Here is a 19,440-nt window from a genome sequence, read left to right on the forward strand (position 1 = left end):
TTTTTGTAAAATCAACTAAAAAAAGTAGTAATAGGTCTTTTCCTATTACTACTTTTTTTGCTCTTACTCTTCTACTTTTATTACCTCTCTATCTTTGTAATAGCCGCAGTTAGGACATACTCTATGAGGTAGTTTAGGTTCATGACATCTTGGACACAAAACGTAAGCCGGTACAGCTATTTTATAACTATTATTCCTTCTGGTATCTCTTCTAGCCTTTGATGTCCTCCTCTTTGGAACTGGCATCTTAACACCTCCTACATCTATTGCAGTAGTTTTGAAAGGACGGTAAGCCGCGGATCAATATCTTCCCGCTTGCAGCTGCAGGTTTGATGGTTTAAATTAGTACCGCAAACAGGGCACAAGCCTTTGCAATCTTCTTTGCACAAAAATTTCATTGGCAATGACAATATCACAAAATGGACTACAAAAGTAGTTAAATCAAAATTTTCATAAAAACTGTCATCTACTTCTTCGTCTACTGACTCCTCTACATATTCCCGTAATTTAAGGTCTAAATTATAAATAAACTCATCCAAACATCTGTCGCAGACGGCATTTATACTACCTGTAATATCAAGTTCTGCCAAAAGCCCTTCTTTTTGCGCGGTAATAGTACCTTTTACATGTAGAGGAGTTACAATTTTGTATTCTTCCCCTTTAAATTCAATGCTCTCTATGTCCTCTACATAGTCTATATTTATGCTGCGGCCAAGCTGTCCTTTGATTTTTAATAGATCGATTTTCATTTTTCTTCACACACCTTAAAATAATTGACATCACCTATTATACTAACCCCACAACCCGTTGTCAAGATTATCTACTTTAAACCCCTTACCAATTTTTCAGTATCTTTAGCTATCATATATTCTTCATTTGTAGGAATAACCATAACTTTAACTTTTGAATCTTCTGTAGATATAATTTCCTCTTTTCCTCTCACATTATTTTTCTCTTTGTCCAGTTTAAAGCCTAAAAACTCTAGATCCTCTAAAATAAACTCTCTCATTTCTGGTCCATTCTCTCCAACTCCAGCAGTAAATACAATTACATCAACACCACCCATAGCAGCTACATAAGAACCTATTGTCTTTTTCACCCTATAAGTGAAAACTTTTAATGCCAACATAGCCCTTTTATGCCCTTCTTTAAAAGCTGCATTTTCTATATCTCTAAAGTCATTACTTATTCCTGAAATTCCGTATACACCTGATTTCTTATTGAGTATATCTATAACCTGTTCTGCAGTCAATCCTTCTTTTTCCATTAAGAAAGTTATAATTGAAGGATCAACATTTCCTGACCTTGTACCCATAGCCAGCCCTTCTAATGGTGTAAATCCCATACTTGTATCTATCGACTTACCGCCTTTAACCGCAGCAATACTAGAACCATTTCCTAAATGGCAAGTAATGATTCTCAACTCTTCAATAGGCCTATTTAATATTTCAGCAGCTCTTAAAGATACATATCTATGAGAAGTCCCATGGAATCCATATCTTCTTATTCTGTATTTTTCGTAGTATTCATAAGGAATGGGATAAATATACGCATAATCTGGCATTGTTTGATGGAAAGCCGTATCAAAAACTGCTGCCATCGGCACCCCTGGCATTATCTGCTGACAAGCTTTTATCCCCTCAATATTAGCAGGATTGTGCAAAGGCGCAAGGTCAATACATGCTTCTAATTTTTTGATTACCTCATCGTCAATCAATACGGAATCAGTAAAAAACTCTCCCCCGTGCACAACTCTATGTCCTACTGCATCTATTTCTTTCATATCTTTTAATATTCCGATTTCTTTATCTACTAAAGCCTCTAAAACAATTTGTATAGCTTCTTTATGATTTTTCATATCTTTTTGTATTTTTATTTTATCTTTGCCCTCTACTTGATGAGTTAAAAGAGAATCATTGATACCTATCCTTTCCGCCAATCCTTTCGCTAGCACTTTCCCATTATCCATATCTAGCAATTGATACTTTAATGACGAGCTTCCACAGTTCATGACTAAAATTTTCATAATCGCTGCCTCCTTAAAGTTAATTTTGCACCCCTTGAGCTTGTACACAAGTTATTGCTATAACATTAACAATATCTTCTACACTACAACCTCTTGACAAGTCATTGATAGGTTTTGCAAGACCTTGAGAAATTGGTCCGATAGCATTAGCTTTAGCAAGTCTTTGCACTAGCTTATATCCAATGTTTCCCGCTTGCAAATCTGGGAAAATAAGTACATTTGCACTACCCGCTACAGGACTTCCTGGAGCCTTTAACTCTCCAACTTCTTTTACAATCGCAGCATCTAATTGAAGCTCACCATCAATTAGCAAATCAGGCGCCAATTCTTTTGCGATTTTTGTTGCATTTTTCACCTTATCTACTAATTCATGGTTTGCACTTCCTTTGGTAGAAAATGACAGCATAGCAATTCTCGGTTCAATTCCAGCAAGGACTTTTGCAGTATGGGCAGAAGCAATAGCAATTGCCGCTAATTCCTCTTCATTAGGATTAGGATTTATTGCGCAATCAGCAAAAATAAATACTCCATCACTTCCATAAGTGCAATTAGGTACTTCCATTATAAAGGCGCTTGACACTACTTTAACGCCTGCAGCAGTTTTTACAATTTGAAAAGCCGGTCTGAAAACATCAGCAGTAGCGTGAATTGCCCCTGATACCATACCATCCACATCGCCTAATTTGACCATCATAACCCCGTAGTACATAGGGTCTTTCATAATTTGATATGCCTGTTCTTCTGTAACTCCCTTGTTTTTTCTCAAATTATAGTATTCTTCAGCATATTTTTGTAAAAGAGGTGACTTTTCAGGGTCTATAATCTCTGCCTTTGAGATATCCAATCCCTTTGCTTTTTCTTTTATTTCTTCTTCTTTTCCTACCAAAACCACGTCAGCAATACCTTCTTTAATAACCTTTTCGGCAGCTTTTAAAGTCCGCGCTTCACTTCCCTCAGGAAGCACAATCCTTTTTTTATTAGCTTTAGCCTTTTGTATGATACTATCCATTACTGCCATTTAAAATCTCCCTTCCTTTTTTAATTTTATCACTATAATATTGTATACACGATCTCCCTTTTACATTTTATCATATTTTATGTAAAATAATAAGTATATCTTAAAAATTTTTTTGAAAGGACAAGAAGTTATATGGGAATTTTAGGAATTATTGTCGAATATAATCCTTTTCACAATGGCCACCTTTATCATCTGCAAACTTCAAAAAAATTAACCAAATGCGATTATACTATAGCAGTAATGAGTGGAAATTTTGTACAAAGAGGAGAGCCAGCTATTGTAGACAAATGGAAGCGAACTCAAATGGCATTAAAAGCCGGTATAGATTTGGTAATCGAGTTACCAGTAGTTTATGCTACCTCTACAGCTGAAAATTTCGCTTATGGAGCGGTGAAACTATTAGATTCTTTAAAAATAGTAGATTGTATTTCCTTTGGGAGTGAAAAAGGCGATTTAAGCGAACTCACAAAAATTGCTGAAATACTTTTAGAAGAGCCAATTTATTATAGAAAAGCATTAAAAGAATATTTAAAAAGCGGCATAACCTTTGCAAAAGCACGGGAATTAGCATTACAAAAAGTTATAAATAATAATGAAATAGAAAAGATTTTACAAACATCCAATAACATATTGGCAATAGAATACCTTAAATCTTTAAAGAAAATAGGTAGTTCTATTACACCTTTTACTATAAAGCGAAAAGGCTCTTTGTATACTTCGTTAGAACTAAAAGGAGAATTTGCCAGTGCCTCTTCTATAAGAAAGCATATTTTTGAAAAAGGACTAGAAGGTTTAGAAAAATATATACCGGACTTTACAAAAGAAATTTTGCAAAGTTCTTTTGAAAAAAACAAGGTCCCATATCTTTAGAGGAATTTTCTAATATTTTAATTTATCTGTTGAGAAATCACATTCCTCTCAATCACATATTTGATGTCTCTGAAGGCTTAGAAAATAAAATTTACAAAGCTTCTTATAAAACTAATAATGTTGAAGAACTTATAAAACTTGTAAAATCAAAGCGATACACAGAAAGCAGAATAAGGCATATACTTATTCATCTATTACTTAATATAGATAAACAAATTTTTAAAGAATTTGATGGCCCTAATTATATAAGGGTTTTGGGTTTTAATGAAAAGGGCAAAGAAATGCTAAGAGAAATAAAGAAAAAATCTCCCCTCCCTATAATTACAAAAGTATCACAATATAAAATCAAACTATCTAATACTAAAATGTTTGAAAAAGATTTATTTGCTACTGATGTCTATACTTTAGCTTATAAAAACTCCTCTATCGCCGGTTTAGACTTTATACATCCTTTAATAAAACTTTAAATTCCCCACCATTCATTTTTAAAGGACTTTCTAAATAATATAGTAATGATACCAAAACAAGGTGGGGATAAATCTTGAAAAACACCTTTTTAAATATTTTTATTTCTTTTTTAATTTTAATGGTACTATCTTTAATACTTTTCCCTAAAGAAGCATTAGAAGCCGCCAAAGGCGGTATAAACCTTTGGCTTTTTACCATTACTCCTTCTCTACTTCCTTTTTTCATAGGTTCAGAGCTTCTTTTACAATTAGGAGTAGTACATTTTTTAGGCACTTTTTTAGAGCCTATAATGAGGCCCTTATTTAACGTGCCGGGAAGTGGCTCTTTTGCGATGGCAATCGGATACACTTCCGGTTATCCCGTGGGGGCTCAAGTGATATCAAGACTTTGGGAAGAAAATTTATGCACAACAGAAGAAGCAGAAAAGCTCATGTCCTTTTGCAATAATTCAGGCCCCCTTTTTATGTTAGGAGCCGTCGCAATTGGCATGTTCGGTAGTCCAAAAGCCGGATACATAATCATGGCTTCTAATTACTTAGCAGCTATAACCACTGGACTTCTCTTTCGTCTCTACAAGAAAAATTCTTATAAAAAGTCCCTTTCAACAAAAAACCTTTTAAATGCTGCCATCAAAAAAATGTATTATACAAGAGAGCAGAACAAAAAAAGCTTAAGTACTATCCTGTCAGAAGCTGTTTCCAAATCAACAAATACTATTATCATGATAGGAGGTTATGTTATACTTTTTTCAGTGGTAATAGAATTTTTAAAACTGTATAAAATTTTGGATTTTCTTTCTTACTTCATATCTCCTATATTCTTATTATTAGGTTTTGACAAAAGTCTAATACCTGCTTTTTTAAGTGGCTTCTTAGAAATAACAGTAGGTTCAAACTTAATAAGCCAAGTTTCTGCGCCTTTAGAACAAAAAGTAGTATTAGTAAGCGCTATAATAGCATGGGGCGGAATATCGATACATGGACAAGTGTTAGGAGTAATAGCAAAAACAAAAATAAAATATCTTCCTTATTTCATTGCAAAAACAATCCAATTTTTTCTTGCCGCTTTATACTCCTATTGGTTACTCTCAGTAATAAAAATTCAAGAAGAAAATGCAATTTCCCACGTTTTCAACCTATATACTTACAAAAATTCCTGGGACATATTTCAATTTTCTTCAATAATTTTTATAATTGTCACTTTGACCATTCTACTTTTTGCAATAGCTATAAAACAATATCTACAACAACATTAACTATTTGTTGCCTTTTAATTCTTCTCTATTTCTCTTAATAGTTTCTAATATTTCAGACACCTGTGACTCAATTTTAGCAAGTAATTCATCAGCATATTCTCTACTTCCTAACCTTATTTCCTTTGCATTAGCTTGGGCAGTAGAGATTATTTCTGCTGCCGTCTTTTCCGCCTTTTTAACTATCTCACTTTCACTCACCATTTCCTTAATCTTTTGTTCGGCTTCTTTTATTATCATTTCTGCTTCCTGTTGTGCCTCTAAAAGAATTCTTTGCCTTTCTTGTTTGATCCATTCCGCCCTTTTAAATTCATCTGGCAATTTTATTCGGATTTGTCTTATTAAGTCCAAAACTTCTTCTTTGTTTATCAAAACTTTGTTAGAAAGAGGAATAGAAGAACTGTTTTCTATAATGTCTTCTAATTCTTCTAAAAGATTAAGAACTTCTAAACCATCAAAATTTGACAAAAATAAAACCCCCTTTAATTATCTGAAAATTTTTCCATTAATTTTTGAGCCACAATATCAGGCACAAACTCAGAAAGACAACCGCCAAATTGTGCAATTTCTTTTACTACACTGGAACTTAAATATCCATACTTTGCATTAGTCATTAAAAAAATAGTTTCAACAGAAGGGTTTAATTTTTTATTGATTAGCGCCATTTGGAACTCATATTCAAAATCAGATACCATTCTTAAGCCTTTTATTATAGCATTAGCATTGACTTTCTTAGCATAATCTACCAATAAACCATCAAAATAATCGATCTCTACATTAGGAATATCATAAGTTACCGCTTTTAAAAGCTCTACCCTTTCTTCCACTGAAAATAAAGGCTTTTTCGACGGATTTAAAAGCACAGCTACAATAAGCTTATCAAACAGATTTGCTCCTCTTTTTATAATATCAATGTGTCCATAGGTAACTGGATCAAAACTCCCTGGATAAATTGCAGTTTTCATATTTCCTCCTTATAAAATGATAATATCGTCTCCCCATATTTATTTTCCCTTATCTTTACTAAATTTCCATACCTTTCTCTTATTTTATCATTTTTATGGTGTTCTGCTATGATAATGCCGTCTTCCTTTAAAACTTTAGCCTCTCCAAGCTTTATAAGAGTTTTTTCGGCAAGGTTTTGATAATAAGGGGGATCTAAAAATATTATATCAAACTTTGTGTTATTTTTGTCTAATATTTCAATAACTTTCAACACATCTCGGTGAAGTATTTTAGCAAAAGGTATTAAATTTAATTCAGCTACATTCTCCCTTATGCATTTTATGCTTTTTAAACTTTTATCTACAAAATAGCAAAACTGGGCCCCTCTGCTTAATGCTTCGATGCCTATATTACCTGTGCCCGCAAATAAATCCAAAAAAATACTTCCTTCTATTTTATTCATCAATATATTAAACAGTGATTCCTTAACTCTATCAGCAGTTGGCCGCACTTCACTGCCATCTAAAGATTTTACCTTTCTTCCCTTTAACTTACCTGCTATCACTCTCAAAGACATTACCCCCACTTCAACAATTATTTTAGCATATTTTTAAAAAATATCACAAAAAATATGTATAAAATTTTTTCAAAATGGCAAATAATATTTATGGGAACAGAAATTTCCCCAAAATTCTTCCTTCAATTTCTCCTCTCCCAGTCCAGGTAGGCAACTACCTGGATTAAAATTTTAAAAGGGCAATCACAAGGACTGCCCTTTTTTATTATAAATTATTTTATTTCCAAGTTCCTTTGCTGGCCATCTGGCTTTCTGCCATTTGTATCATTTTCCTTACCATATGGCCACCTACAGCACCGCAATCTCTTGATGTGAGGTTGCCCCAGTAACCATCAGCTGGAGGAGTTATCCCTAATTCATTAGCTATCTCATACTTCCATTGGCTCATAACCTGTTTTGCTTCTCTTACCACAAGAGGATTCTTAGTTTCTGATCCTACAGCCATTTTAATCACCTCCTAAATCATGTTCCATTATTAATTTAACCCGCTATTTAGGTTATATACCTGTAAACTATTGCTATATATACCTTATTAATATAAAAAAAGGATATCCCAAAGGGATATCCTTTTTTTATATTAATAATATGATTTATTTCCAAGTTCCTTTGCTAGCCATTTGGCTTTCTGCCATTTGTATCATCTTTCTTACCATGTGGCCACCTACAGCACCGCAATCGCGAGATGTGAGGTTGCCCCAGTAGCCATCAGCTGGAGGAGTTATTCCTAATTCTCTTGCTATTTCATATTTCCATTGGCTCATAACCTGTTTTGCCTCTTTTACCACAAGAGGATTTTTGGTTTCTGATCCTGCTGCCATTTCAATCACCTCCATTTGTGTTTGTATTATTAATTTAACCAAATTGCTTTTTTATAAACTATAAATTTGTTTTCAAAAATGTATAAAAGTGATTGAAATGGCAAATAATAAAAATTTATTTTTCCTCAAAAAACACTCCTGCCGCATCAGGCCCTGCATGGGTACCTATTCCGCAGCCAGCTCTTGACCTTAAAAACTTAGTTATTCCTAACTCACTTCTTAAGGCGGCTTCTATTTCATTTAAAAATTCTTCTTTATCTGTATGAATTAATCCCACTTCTCTCTCTGTAAAATCTACTCCTGTATTTTTCATATAATCAATTATCCAGCGAATAACCTTTTTTTGACCTCTAACCTTATCTACTATTTTTAATTCCCCATCATCATTCATTAAAATAGGCTTTATATTTAAAATATTTCCTATAAAAGCCTGTGATTTAGCTAGACGTCCTCCTCTGTATAGATAGTCCAAAGAATCAAAAGCCATTATATACCTAATTTTAGGAATTAATTCGTATACTCTTTGAAGAATTTCTTCTTTTGAAGCTCCTGCTACTGCCATTTTAGCAGCTTGAAGAACTAACATGCCATTTCCTAAAGAATAATGTCTTGAATCGATAACCTCAATTCTTTTTGGGTCCACCATATCTTTTGCAATCACAGCTGATTGATAAGTACCACTTAATTTTGAAGATAAAATTATAGCAATTATGTAATCATAACTTTTTAACAAATCTTTAAAAACTTCCATAAATTCTACTGGTGAAGCTTGAGTAGTTGTAGGCATTTTCCCCTCTTTTAAAAGTCCATAGAATTCTTCTTTTGTTATATTTACCCCATCCTTGTAACTTACACCATCAATATTGATAGTCAGAGGAACTATAAATATCCTATAAGTTTTCACTAAATCCTCAGGTATGTCAGACAAGCTATCTGTTACAATTGCTATCTTTTCCATACTACTATTCTCCTTCTCTAATTTAATATTATTCCTTCTAATTTTTGATAAAATTGATTAAGTAAAATACTTCTTAGCTTTGGATAGTTTTCAAGTTTAGGGTCTTTTTCCAGTAACTCTTCTACATCTTTTTGCACTCTCTTTAAAACATCTATGTCTTCAAAAATGTTAGCAATTTTAAATTCAGGAAGTCCATGCTGTCGTAATCCTAGAAATTCACCTGGCCCTCTTATTTCTAAATCTTTTTCTGCAATTTTAAATCCATCAGAAGTTTGAGCTAAAACACCCAGTCTTTTTTTAGCTATGTCGGAATTAGAATAACTAATCAAAATACAGTAAGACTGAAATTCTGACCTGCCAACTCTACCTCTCAATTGGTGAAGCTGTGCAAGTCCAAATCTTTCTGCATTTTCTACAATCATCACTGTTGCATTAGGTACATTTACTCCCACCTCTATTACTGTAGTCGAAACTAAAATATCAATTTTTCCATTCACAAATTCTTCCATAATCTTCTCTTTATCGCTGTCCGCCATTTTACCGTGTAAAAGTCCTACTTTAGCTTCTTTAAAAGCATCTTTATAAATTTCTCTATATACTATTTCGGCAGACATCGCATTTATTTTATCAGATTCTTCAATTAGGGGACACACTACATAAACTTGCCTTCCTTTTTTCACTTCCTTCATTGCAAACTCGTAGGCTTTTTTTCTCACAGAAGAAGAAATAACATAGGTTTTGACTTTTTTTCTTCCAGGAGGTAATTGGTCAATTATTGATATATCCAAATCTCCATAAAGAATGAGAGCCAATGTACGAGGAATTGGTGTAGCTGTCATAACCAAAACATCAGGATTTTCACCTTTTTGTGTCAAAAGCGCCCTCTGTCTCACTCCAAAACGGTGCTGCTCATCAGTTATACAAAGTCCTAAATTGTTAAAAATCACGTCATCCTCTATTAGTGCATGTGTCCCTACTACAATATCATAATCTCCACTTTTGATTTTTTCTAATACTTCTTTTTTATTAGAAGGTGAAATGCTTCCAGACAAAAGTCCAATTTTTATATCAGTATTTTTAAAAAGCTCTTTTAATGTATAATAATGCTGTTTTGCCAGTATTTCTGTAGGAGCCATCATTGCCACTTGATAGCCATTCTTGACAGCAATGTACATGCTACACGCTGCAACAACCGTTTTACCAGAGCCCACATCTCCCTGCACCAATCGATTCATCACTTTGTGAGAATTCATATCTGCAATTATTTCTTTTAAAACTTTTATCTGTGCCGAAGTCAATTTAAAAGGCAATCCCATGAGAAAAGGCTTTAAATCTATCCGTTCAAATTTTATTCCTTTTTTTTCTTTGACAGACCTTTTCATTAAAAATAAGGCCATTTGCAGCAAAAAAAGTTCTTGATATTTAAATCTGTATTTTGCTTGTTCTAAATATGCCTCATTTTGGGGGAAATTTATATTAATTAGTGCGTTCTTTATATCCATTAATCCTTTTTCAGATAAAAATTCTTCATCAAAAAACTCTTCCACTTCCTGTACATAATCATGAAGCGCATTAAACATTATCTTCCTGATAGCATTTTGCGTCAACCCTTCTGTAAGCCCATAAATAGGAACTATCCTTCCAGTGTTTAATTTAAGATCTTCACTTTTTTCTAAAACAGGATTTTCTACTATTAACTGCCCATATTTAAATTGCAATTTGCCGTTTATTATATATTCTTCACCAATTTTAAAATTATTCTTTATATAGGGTTGATTATACCAAACTAATTCTACTGCACCTGTTCCATCTTTTACAGGCACTTTAGTTATGATAACTTTTGAAGTCTTTATTTCTCGGGGACTACCTGCAATATAACCTCTAAAAGTTTGTTTTTCCCCAACTTTTAGGTCCTCAATCTTTAAAATATCGCTTCTATTCTCATAATCTTTGGGAAAATAGAATAATAAGTCCTCTACTGTGTTTATTCCCAATTTTTTAAGAAGTTTTGCCCTTTTAGGTCCAACTCCTTTTACGTACTGAATATCCAGATTTAAAGGCATTTCATTTCACCTTTACTCTATTGATATAACATAATAGTAAAGCGGCTGACCTCCAAAATAAATTTCCACATCTGCCTCTACGGAAAGAGAATTTTTCAATTCCTCCGCTTTTTCTTTTGTAACTTCTTCCCCATAATATATGCTAACTAATGAAGAATCCTCATCTAAAGCTTTATAAATCAATTCTTGTGCTACTTTATTATAATCTTTTCCTACTGATTCCAGACTGTCATTTATAAAACCTAACACATCTCCTTTTTTGATTTCAAAACCGTTTATTTGCGTGTCTCTTATTGAATAAGTCACTTCAATTGTCTTTATATTACTTAATATTTCTTTTATTCTAGTTACATTTTCCTCTAAACTTTTTTCAGTATCAATATTTACAATGGCAGATATAGCTTCATTAAAATTATTTGTTGGGATTATTTCTACTTCCTTATTTGATAAGGCTTTTGCTTGTTCGCAAGCCATTATTATATTTTTATTATTAGGAAAAACTAAAATATTTTCCGCATTTATCTTTTTTATACCCTCTAAAATGTCATTTGTACTAGGATTCATCGTTTGTCCACCATTTATAATAACATCACAACCCAGTTCTGAAAAAAGATTTTTAATTCCTTCTCCGTTAACTACAACCAAAACCCCATATTTTTTTTCAGGCTTTCGCTCTTCACTTACCAAACTTTCATGTTGTATTTTCATATTGTCAATTTTTACTTTTATAAGTTCACCTATTTTAAGTCCTTCTTCTAATACTAATCCAGGATTGTTGGTATGCACATGGACTTTTAAAATGTCATCATCTGAAACTAACACCAAACTATCTCCAAATTTGCCAAATTTCTCTTTTAAAATAGCTTCTGCATAAGTCTTTTTTGTTTTGACTAATATTTCTGTACAATATAAAAATCTTAAATCCTCCACAACTTGCTTATTTGTTACTATCCCTTCTAAAACTTCTATCGGCTCAATTTTGTTTCCGTTAAACCCTTCAAACATCCCTTTTAATACATACACAAATCCCATTCCACCAGAATCAACTACTCCAGCCTCTTTTAAAACTGGTAAGAGATTGGGGGTGTTTTCTAAGGACTTTTCTGCAGCTTCAATAATCTTCGGGAAGAATTCTTCAAAATTTTCAACTTGTTTACATATTTTTTCAGCCTCTTCTGCAGTTTCCCTACATACTGTGAGAATAGTACCTTCTACAGGTCTCATAACTGCTTTATAAGCTACCTCTACACCAGCTTTCAAGCCTTCTGCAAAATCGCAAGGAGTTATCTTTTTTGTATCTCTAAGTCGTTTAGAAAAGCCTCTAAAAATCTGGGACAAAATAACTCCAGAATTACCTTTTGCCCCCATCAAGGTGCCTTTAGAAATAGCATCTAAAACGTCTTTTATCGTATCTTGTGATTTTTCTAACTCTTTGGCAGCGTATTGCATTGTATACGCCATATTAGAGCCAGTATCACCATCTGGAACAGGAAAAACATTAAGTTTATCAACTTCTACTTTATTGTTAAAAAGATAATTAGAGCTTGCAATCATCATGTTCTTTAAAGTTTTTCCATCTAAGTACTTCAACATAACTTCCTCCTCAATTATCAACTTTAATTCCCTGAACATTTATTATTACATTTTCCACTTTTACTCCTACAAATTTCTCGACAGCATATTTCACTTTTTCAATAGCATTCGCTGAAACAGTTTTTATATTTACACCGTATAGGACAACTATATAAACTTCCAGTGTTACACCATCTTCTGTAGCTAAAACTTTGACTCCTCTCCCTGAATTTTCTGTTTTAAATATTTCAATTAATCCATTTGCTCCTTTCCTCCCTAGCCCTACTATTCCATAACACTCAGATACTGCTCTACTGGTTATAGCAGCAATTGTATCATTTGAAATATTTATTGTGCCATATTTGTTTTTTATTTGAATCATTAATACCCCTCCAATCAATCTTAACTTATATTTTACCTGAATATTTTAATAACATCAACTAAACTTTATTGTAAAGGTATTTACATTTACAAAAGATGATGATAAAATAATATCGTTGTGTTAATTTTTCTATTGTGCAAGTAATTATTTTTTGATAAAATATTATTGTCTTTCAAAGGAGGTGCAACTATGCTTAAGTGCGATATTTGTGGAAAAGGGCCTTTAGCAGGCTATCAATATAGCCACTCCCACAGAAAATCCATAAGAAAGTGGAAACCTAACATAAAAAAAGTAAGAGCTATAGTAGATGGTACTCCTGTTAGACTCCATGTATGTACAAAATGCTTAAAAGCAGGAAAAGTACAAAGAGCATTATAAAGAAAGACGTGCATTTTTGCACGCTTTTTTATTTTTTCACTTAAAATATATGTTTACATAATAACCGGCTATTACAAGAAAAATTCCTAGAAAAATCATCCACAACCAGGCAGGAATATACATAACAAATATCAATACACCCAAAGCCATCAGTATATATCCCAGCGAATAATTCAATTGCCTATTTAATCGCTTCAGCTTATAAAAAAATTTATCCATAAAAACACCCCCTCCCTCTTTAGTTACTATATACTATTCATTGGAAGGGGATTTTGAAACTATTCTCTTGGCTTTATCACTAATAAAAGTCCTTCTTCTATTTCTATAGTGGCTTTATCCTCTGTAAAAACATTGCTTATACCGTAAGGCATCTCTAAATCCATACTTTGACCTGAAAGACCATAAAACAAACCTTTAGTGTATATTCCCTTTACTTCCTTTGAATAAGGCAGTAAAGACAAAAGTTCTCCTTTTTTACCTTCAACCTCTATAAATTTATTTATCAAATATATTTCATTCTTTTCATTTACAATTTTACCCTTAATATTGCGATTTAGTAGATAGAGTAAAAGTGAAAGATTTGCATAAGAATGGTCAAATCTTTCTCCAATCACCCCCATAAAAGTAACGTCTGTTGCCCCCAATTCTATAGCTTTTAACATTGCCAGTTGCGTATCTGTCTCATCCTTCATAGGAGGAAACTTTTCTATTCTTACCCCTTCATTCTCATAAAACTCTAAAATTTCTTCTTTTATTGAATCAAAATCTCCTATTATAAGGTCTGGTTTTATCTTCATTTGGTAAGCATGATTCGCTCCACCATCTGCACATATTACCATATCTACATCCTTTAATAGCTTTTCATAAAAATTATAATCTTTTATATCTCCATTAGAAATAATTAAAACTTTCATTTTTCTATTGCCTCTCTAAATTCTTTTATAGTTTGGGCAGGATTTGAAGAATCAAAAATTGCAGAACCGGCTACAATTATGTCAGCTCCTGCTCTAACAACTTCTTTCACATTATGAATATTTATTCCCCCATCTACTTCAATCTTAAAATCTAGCTTCAAAGTTTCTCTAAGTTTATTTAACTCCTCAATTTTCTTAAGCATTGAGTCTATAAACTTTTGTCCTCCAAAGCCGGGGTTTACTGTCATAATCAACACCATATCAACATCTTGCAATATATATTTTAAAGTCTCTAAGGAGGTAGCTGGATTTAAAGAAACCCCAGCTTTTTTGCCGTAGCCTTTTATTTTTTGTATTGTCCTATGTAAGTGTATACAAGCCTCTTGGTGGACAGTTATAATATCCGCTCCTGAATTTGCAAACTCCTCTATGTACAAATCCGGATTTTCAATCATCAAATGGACATCAAAAGGAAGAGAAAAAAATTTTCTAAGGGACTTTACAACTACTGGTCCAATGGTGATATTTGGAACAAAATGGCCATCCATTACATCAATATGTAAAAGGTCAGCATCTTTTTCTATTTTTTTACATCTTCTAATAAATTCGCAAAATTTGCAGATAATATTGAAGGAGCTATTTTCAATTTTTAGTACCTCCTCTTCTCTTTTTCCTTTAATTCTTTTAGCAGAGAAAGATAACTCAAATATCTGTTTTTATCTATTAATCCCTCTTCCACAGCCTTTATAACATTGCAATCTGGCTCATTTACATGAAGACAAGAAGAAAACTTGCATCCCTTTTGAAGCTCTAAAAATTCTTTAAAATAATACCGTAAGTCTTCCTTAGCAATATCCAACGTCAAAGCAGTAAAACCTGGCGTATCTAAAACATACCCTCCAAAATCAAGAGATAAAAGTTCTACACTTCTTGTAGTGTGTCTGCCTCTTAAAAGCTTTTCACTGACTTCCCCTGTCTTTAATTTTATATTTGACTGAATAGAATTAATCAAAGAGGATTTCCCAACTCCAGAAGGGCCTGCAAAAAATGAAACCTTGTCCTTTAAATAAGATTTTAATTCCTCAATTCCTTCTTTTGTAACTGTAGAAGTAGCCACTGCTTTATATCCTATTTTCTGATAAATAGTCACCAAATCAAAAGCCTCTCTATCCTCTTTTAAATCCACCTTATTGATACAAATTACAGGTTCAATATCATTGCTCTCTGCTAAAACAATCATTTTATCTAGCAAAACTCGATTAAGCTCTGGCCTGACAATAGCAAATACTATTATCGCTTGGTCTACATTAGCTACTGGAGGCCTTGTAAGTTCATTTTTTCGTGGTAAAATGTTTAGAATATACCCCTCACTATCGTTTATCATTTGAATTTCTACAATGTCACCTACTAAGGGAGTAATATTATCTTTTCTAAACTTTCCACGAGCACGGCATTCTACAATGCCGTGCTCTGTAGCTACGTAATAAAATCCAGCTATCCCTCGTACAATTCTTCCTTCAATCCTTGTCAATTAAAATCTCGCCTCCACTGTACTATATACCTGTCCATCTATATCCACCTCAAGCGTAGCTTTACCTTTATATGCCGTAACAGGCACTGTAAGTGGACTGTCTTGATAAGTGTGCTCGGCAGAATATACTAGATTCTTTTGTCCGTTTTGTATTACATACACATCCACTTTCATAGTACCCGGTTTGTCGGGCAATTTAATAATAACATTTTTAGTTTGTTGTTGTAAAGAATCTTGAGGCATCTTGCTAACAATTAAATCTATCGGACTTCCCTTTTGAACCTCACTATTTGGAGGAACACTTTGCTCTAACACAATGTTTTCTGGTACATCAGTTGTCTCTTTATAAATGACTTTACCTAATTTTAAACCAGCATTTTCTAAGGCAGTTGTCGCTTCCTCCAATGTCATATTAACTACGTTAGGCATTATTGCAGGCTGTGGACCTTTGCTAACATACAGATCAATCACTGTGTTATATTCTACCTGTACTCCCTGTCTTGGATTTTGGTCAAAAACATACTCTTTAGGAAACTGGTCATTATATTGTTCTATAATATTTGCTTTGAGGCCCATATTCTCAAGAATATTTTTAGCCTCTAAATAATCTTTATTTATCACATTAGGCACCACAACAACTTGCTTACCTTTACTAATCACCACGTAGACCGTACTTCCAACTTTTACTACGCTCCCTTGTGGAGGGTCTTGAGATAAAATAGTATTTTCAGGTTTATCGCTATACCGCTCTTCACTTATCTCCATTTTTAAATTATGGTCTGACAAAATTTTACTTGCCTGATTTAATGACGAACCCACCACATTTGGAACTACCACATCGCTTACTTTGAAAAAGTTATTGAGGACATACATCGTACCATAAGCTAAAGAAGCCAGTAGCAAGAGAATTAATAAAACAGTTGCTATTCTTTTTATGACATTTCTCCTTTTCTTTTCTTTTTCCTTCCTTTGTGCCGCTCTCTTTAACTCCTCTACATCTTTAGAAGGAATCACTCGTGTTTTTGTGATTTCTTCTTCTTTGAAATTTAGTTCTTTAGGGTTTCGCAAAAAAGTGTCTAAGTCCTTAAGAAAATCTGCTGCAGTTTGATACCTTAGATTTACATCCTTTTGAGTAGCTTTTAAAACTATTTGATCTAATTCTTTCGGCACTTTGTCATTTAGCTTTGAAGGGGGGATTATATCTTCTTGAATGTGTTTTAAAGCAACAGAAATAGGACTATCGCCCTCAAAAGGCACTTTTCCCGTTAACATTTCATAAAGGACGATTCCTAAAGAGTAAATATCCGTCCTTTCATCTACTATTCCACCCCTTGCCTGTTCAGGCGAAAAATAATAAGCAGTCCCTACTACATCTCCAGTGTAAGTTATAGTAGAACCATTCGCAGCTCGTGCAATTCCAAAATCAGTAACTTTCACCACATCGTCATCAGTAACAAGAATATTTTGAGGTTTTATATCTCTGTGAATAATGCGATTCCTATTGGCATGGTCCAATGCCTTGCAAACTTGTCGTGCTATTTCTATCGCTCTACCTACCTCTAATGGCCCACCATTTTCACTTATAAGCTTTTTTAAGGTACGTCCCTTTACATATTCCATCACAATGTAGTAAATATCCCCTTCTTGCCCAACATCGTATATACTCACTATATTAGGGTGAGAAAGACTTGCTGCTGCCTGAGATTCTCTTCTAAATTTTTTTACAAAATCCTCATCTGCTGCAAATTCAGGCCTCAAAATCTTGATTGCCACTATTCTGTTAAGGAGATGACACTTTGCTTTGTAAACTTTAGCCATTCCGCCTTCGCCAATTTTCTCTAATATTTCATAGCGGTTACCTAATATACGTCCAATCATGATGTCACCTCCTTAACAGCAATAAGAGTTATGTTATCGTATCCACCGTTAGCCTTTGCAAGATTTACCAAATTAACACAAGAGGTATTTATATCTTCATTCTTAGTAAATTCATCTAAAATTTGTTGGTCTGTCACCAAATTAGTAAGCCCATCTGTGCATAAAAGCAAAATATCTTCTGGCATAACAGTGTCATGAAATATATCTACTTTTACATCCTCATCAACTCCCAAAGCCCTGGTTATTATATTTTTTTGAGGATGAACTCGGGCTTCTTCATGAGTTATTTTACCCATTTTTACAAGTTCTTCTACAAATGAATGGTCTTCTGTAATTTGTTTTATGTGGTTATCTCTTATTAAATAAGCCCTACTGTCTCCAATATGTCCTATAAAAAAATGATTTTTTTCAAAAAATAACAAAGTAAGGGTAGTACCCATCCCAGTTAATTCACACTCTGAACAGGCTTGAGAATAAACAACTTTATTAGCATATTTAATTGATTTCTCTATAAAACCTTCTATAGAGAAAATTTCTTTATCATGTAGTTTAAAATAATTCTTTTTAAAATAATCAACAGTGGCTTCAACTGCAGACTTACTTGCAACTTCACCCCCATTATGGCCTCCCATTCCATCTGCTACAATAAACAGTGGCAAATCTTTTTCCTCTGAGGCATAATAATAATCTTCATTTTTTTCTCTCACATTGCCAATATCAGTTAGGGCAGCTACAATCATAAAAACCCTACCTTTCCTTTAAATACTTTCTCCTCAGCTGTCCACAGGCAGCTTCAATATCGCTTCCCAATTCCCTTCTCACTGTACACGATATCCCTGCATCTTCAATAATTTTTTTAAACATCATAACTTTTTCATTGTTTGCCTTTTTAAAGCCTATTTCTTTTACATAATTAATAGGTATCAAATTGACATGGCACAACATCCCTTTTAATAAATCAACCAATTGATACGCATGTTCTTTTTTATCATTTACTCCTTCAATTAAAGAATACTCAAAAGTTATCCTGCGCCTTGTTTTTTCTACATAATACTTACAAGCTTTCATCAATTCCTCTAATGGATAAGCCTTATTTATTGGCATTAGTTGAGTTCTCAATTCATCATTAGGAGCATGTAATGAAATAGATAAATTAACCTGTAGTTTTTCATCTGCAAATTGATAAATTTTAGGAACTATTCCACAAGTAGATATAGTTATATGCCTGCCGCCTATTCCTAAACCCTGGGGGTTATTCACTATTTTTATAAATTTCATCACTTCATCATAATTGTCAAAAGGTTCCCCACTTCCCATCAAAACAATATTAGAAATCTTGCCATAGTCGCCGTCTATAGCAATAACTTGGTCTATCATCTCTGAAGCTTTCAAATCTCTAACTTTACCTCCAATAGCAGAAGCACAAAAGCTACATCTCATATTGCACCCTACTTGAGTAGAAACACAAGCAGTATTTCCAAACCTGTATTTTATAGCAACTCCTTCAATAATATTGTTGTCTTCCAGCAAAAAAAGGTATTTCACCGTATCATCTACTTCAGAAACCCTTCTTGCTTCAATTTTCAGTTGTGAAATATAAGCAATTTCTTTTAATTTTGAGCGCAAATTCTTAGAGATATCTGTCATTTCGTCAAAATCTGTAATTTTTTTGTCGTAAATCCACTTGTAAATCTGCTTAGCTCTATATCTACTCTCTCCAATATTTACAAAAAATTCTTCCATTTCTTCCAAGGTCATATCCTTTAAATTGTACAACTTAAAATACCTCC

The 19,440-nt window shown here is 33.2% G+C and carries 21 protein-coding genes and 2 pseudogenes; 3 read left to right on the forward strand and 20 right to left on the reverse strand.

The genetic code is table 11. The features are described from left to right. Window positions 1-63: 63 nt before the first annotated feature. The 4 genes from rpmF to pta form a co-directional block, all read right to left on the reverse strand. Window positions 64-246: a 50S ribosomal protein L32 gene (rpmF, locus tag THEWI_RS07130; protein ID WP_014062935.1), complete on the reverse strand. Its 183-nt coding sequence runs from the start codon at window positions 244-246 to the stop codon at window positions 64-66. Window positions 247-263: 17 nt separating this feature from the next. Next, window positions 264-749: a YceD family protein gene (locus THEWI_RS07135; RefSeq protein ID WP_014062936.1), complete on the reverse strand. Its 486-nt coding sequence runs from the start codon at window positions 747-749 to the stop codon at window positions 264-266. Between the two features lie 71 nt (window positions 750-820). Next, window positions 821-2,026 carry an acetate kinase gene (locus tag THEWI_RS07140; RefSeq protein WP_014062937.1) on the reverse strand — a complete coding sequence of 402 codons (1,206 nt, stop codon included), beginning with the start codon at window positions 2,024-2,026 and terminating at the stop codon, window positions 821-823. 19 nt (window positions 2,027-2,045) lie between these two features. Further along, window positions 2,046-3,044: a phosphate acetyltransferase gene (gene pta, locus THEWI_RS07145; protein ID WP_014062938.1), complete on the reverse strand. Its 999-nt coding sequence runs from the start codon at window positions 3,042-3,044 to the stop codon at window positions 2,046-2,048. A 132-nt stretch (window positions 3,045-3,176) separates the two neighbouring features. On the opposite strand from pta, the pseudogene THEWI_RS07150 reads away from it, so the two are divergent. Together THEWI_RS07150 and ylbJ are read left to right on the forward strand one after the other, a co-directional pair. Continuing rightward, window positions 3,177-4,381: pseudogene (locus THEWI_RS07150) on the forward strand (nucleotidyltransferase). 74 nt (window positions 4,382-4,455) lie between these two features. Beyond that, window positions 4,456-5,637, forward strand: a complete 1,182-nt coding sequence (gene ylbJ / locus THEWI_RS07155; protein WP_014062940.1) for a sporulation integral membrane protein YlbJ — start codon at window positions 4,456-4,458, stop codon at window positions 5,635-5,637. Here ylbJ and THEWI_RS07160 read toward each other — a convergent pair whose 3' ends face one another. The 9 genes from THEWI_RS07160 to THEWI_RS07200 form a co-directional block, all read right to left on the reverse strand. Beyond that, entirely contained in the window at window positions 5,638-6,102 is a 465-nt protein-coding gene (locus tag THEWI_RS07160) for an ATPase (protein WP_003868230.1), read from the reverse strand. 14 nt (window positions 6,103-6,116) lie between these two features. Next, window positions 6,117-6,599, reverse strand: a complete 483-nt coding sequence (gene coaD, locus THEWI_RS07165; protein ID WP_014062941.1) for a pantetheine-phosphate adenylyltransferase — start codon at window positions 6,597-6,599, stop codon at window positions 6,117-6,119. After that, window positions 6,596-7,156, reverse strand: a complete 561-nt coding sequence (gene rsmD / locus THEWI_RS07170) for a 16S rRNA (guanine(966)-N(2))-methyltransferase RsmD (protein WP_279625584.1) — start codon at window positions 7,154-7,156, stop codon at window positions 6,596-6,598. The genes coaD and rsmD overlap by 4 nt, the downstream gene beginning before the upstream one ends. 217 nt (window positions 7,157-7,373) lie before the next feature. Continuing rightward, a complete protein-coding gene (locus THEWI_RS07175; protein ID WP_003869209.1) occupies window positions 7,374-7,601 on the reverse strand; it encodes an alpha/beta-type small acid-soluble spore protein in 228 nt (75 codons plus the stop codon). Window positions 7,602-7,746: 145 nt separating this feature from the next. Next, entirely contained in the window at window positions 7,747-7,974 is a 228-nt protein-coding gene (locus THEWI_RS07180; RefSeq protein WP_003869210.1) for an alpha/beta-type small acid-soluble spore protein, read from the reverse strand. A 115-nt stretch (window positions 7,975-8,089) separates the two neighbouring features. Continuing rightward, window positions 8,090-8,932: a DegV family protein gene (locus tag THEWI_RS07185; protein WP_014062943.1), complete on the reverse strand. Its 843-nt coding sequence runs from the start codon at window positions 8,930-8,932 to the stop codon at window positions 8,090-8,092. Between the two features lie 17 nt (window positions 8,933-8,949). After that, window positions 8,950-10,995 carry an ATP-dependent DNA helicase RecG gene (gene recG / locus THEWI_RS07190; protein ID WP_014062944.1) on the reverse strand — a complete coding sequence of 682 codons (2,046 nt, stop codon included), beginning with the start codon at window positions 10,993-10,995 and terminating at the stop codon, window positions 8,950-8,952. Between the two features lie 12 nt (window positions 10,996-11,007). Next, window positions 11,008-12,588: a DAK2 domain-containing protein gene (locus THEWI_RS07195; RefSeq protein ID WP_014062945.1), complete on the reverse strand. Its 1,581-nt coding sequence runs from the start codon at window positions 12,586-12,588 to the stop codon at window positions 11,008-11,010. Between the two features lie 10 nt (window positions 12,589-12,598). Beyond that, window positions 12,599-12,949 carry an Asp23/Gls24 family envelope stress response protein gene (locus tag THEWI_RS07200; RefSeq protein WP_014062946.1) on the reverse strand — a complete coding sequence of 117 codons (351 nt, stop codon included), beginning with the start codon at window positions 12,947-12,949 and terminating at the stop codon, window positions 12,599-12,601. A 189-nt stretch (window positions 12,950-13,138) separates the two neighbouring features. Between THEWI_RS07200 and rpmB the strand changes: the two genes are divergently transcribed. Further along, complete coding sequence (gene rpmB / locus THEWI_RS07205; protein WP_003868220.1) at window positions 13,139-13,327, forward strand: 50S ribosomal protein L28; 189 nt, start codon at window positions 13,139-13,141, stop codon at window positions 13,325-13,327. A gap of 36 nt (window positions 13,328-13,363) precedes the next feature. On the opposite strand, the gene THEWI_RS07210 is transcribed toward rpmB, so the two are convergent. The 7 genes and pseudogenes from THEWI_RS07210 to rlmN form a co-directional block, all read right to left on the reverse strand. Next, window positions 13,364-13,546, reverse strand: a complete 183-nt coding sequence (locus THEWI_RS07210) for a hypothetical protein (protein ID WP_003869214.1) — start codon at window positions 13,544-13,546, stop codon at window positions 13,364-13,366. A gap of 59 nt (window positions 13,547-13,605) precedes the next feature. Next, window positions 13,606-14,241, reverse strand: a complete 636-nt coding sequence (locus THEWI_RS07215; protein ID WP_014062947.1) for a thiamine diphosphokinase — start codon at window positions 14,239-14,241, stop codon at window positions 13,606-13,608. After that, window positions 14,238-14,887 (reverse strand): annotated as a pseudogene (gene rpe, locus THEWI_RS07220) (ribulose-phosphate 3-epimerase). The gene THEWI_RS07215 and the pseudogene rpe overlap by 4 nt, the downstream one beginning before the upstream one ends. Window positions 14,888-14,890: 3 nt before the next feature. After that, complete coding sequence (rsgA, locus tag THEWI_RS07225; protein ID WP_014062948.1) at window positions 14,891-15,772, reverse strand: ribosome small subunit-dependent GTPase A; 882 nt, start codon at window positions 15,770-15,772, stop codon at window positions 14,891-14,893. Further along, the gene (pknB, locus tag THEWI_RS07230; protein ID WP_014062949.1) at window positions 15,773-17,650 is read right to left on the reverse strand and encodes a Stk1 family PASTA domain-containing Ser/Thr kinase; all 1,878 of its coding nucleotides are present in this window, start codon (window positions 17,648-17,650) and stop codon (window positions 15,773-15,775) included. Beyond that, window positions 17,647-18,390 carry a Stp1/IreP family PP2C-type Ser/Thr phosphatase gene (locus THEWI_RS07235; protein WP_014062950.1) on the reverse strand — a complete coding sequence of 248 codons (744 nt, stop codon included), beginning with the start codon at window positions 18,388-18,390 and terminating at the stop codon, window positions 17,647-17,649. Before THEWI_RS07235 ends, pknB begins: the two co-directional genes overlap by 4 nt. Before the next feature lie 7 nt (window positions 18,391-18,397). Then, window positions 18,398-19,426 carry a dual-specificity RNA methyltransferase RlmN gene (gene rlmN, locus THEWI_RS07240; protein ID WP_014062951.1) on the reverse strand — a complete coding sequence of 343 codons (1,029 nt, stop codon included), beginning with the start codon at window positions 19,424-19,426 and terminating at the stop codon, window positions 18,398-18,400. Between the last annotated feature and the right edge of the window lie 14 nt (window positions 19,427-19,440).

The organism is Thermoanaerobacter wiegelii Rt8.B1 (genome assembly GCF_000147695.2).
In the GTDB taxonomy this organism is placed as follows: Bacteria; Bacillota; Thermoanaerobacteria; order Thermoanaerobacterales; family Thermoanaerobacteraceae; genus Thermoanaerobacter; species Thermoanaerobacter ethanolicus.